Origin of the sequence: Amycolatopsis sp. cmx-11-51 (genome assembly GCF_047608665.1) — a bacterium.
Classification (GTDB): domain Bacteria; phylum Actinomycetota; class Actinomycetes; order Mycobacteriales; family Pseudonocardiaceae; genus Amycolatopsis.
The window spans coordinates 1-545 of sequence record NZ_JADNQO010000056.1; the positions used below are offsets into that span (position 1 = coordinate 1).

1 protein-coding gene is annotated in these 545 nt (G+C 68.4%); it reads left to right on the forward strand.

Going from position 1 to position 545, the window contains the following annotated elements:
* The first annotated feature begins 94 nt into the window (after nucleotides 1-94).
* Nucleotides 95-391, forward strand: a complete 297-nt coding sequence (locus ACM6LU_RS39205; protein WP_414942925.1) for a winged helix-turn-helix transcriptional regulator — start codon at nucleotides 95-97, stop codon at nucleotides 389-391.
* Nucleotides 392-545: the final 154 nt, after the last annotated feature.

Consider the following 545-nt stretch of genomic DNA (forward strand, 5'->3'; position numbering starts at 1 on the left):
ATGCTAATGTTTCGAATAACGAAACGCAAGGAGGGTCATGCCGACACCGCGCCCAGGAACACCGGTTCGTGGATCGACTACCGGCCGTCCCCTCATGGCCGCGATGGACCTGTTCGGCCGTCGGTGGGCGCTGCGAATTCTCTGGGAACTGCGTGCGGGTCCGCTCGGCGCCCGCGCGCTGCTGGCACGGTGCGAAGGGCTGTCATCCAGCGTCCTCTACCAGCGGCTCCGCGAACTCGCATCGAGCGGGATCATCGCCCCCTCGGCCGATGGCTACGAGCTGACCCGGCTGGGGACAGCGCTCCGTGATGCCCTCCGTCCGCTCGACGAATGGGCGACCACCTGGGCGCGGGAGCAAGAACGCAACGATCAGGAGCCCACGGAGACGTGAAGATCACGCCCGACCAGGTGGAGCGGTGATCTGACGGACGCCGACTCGACACCCTGCCGGGCCCCCGCGTCCCGGTCACCGAGGACGGCTCCCCGGCGCGGCGCCCGCACGGTCGCGTTGCGGGAACCACCGCTGAGAAAACGCGTGACGACAC

Bases quoted from the DNA above. Each gene is read 5' to 3' on its own strand.
- ACM6LU_RS39205 (WP_414942925.1), top strand. From the start codon at position 95: ATGGCCGCGATGGACCTGTTCGGCCGTCGGTGGGCGCTGCGAATTCTC.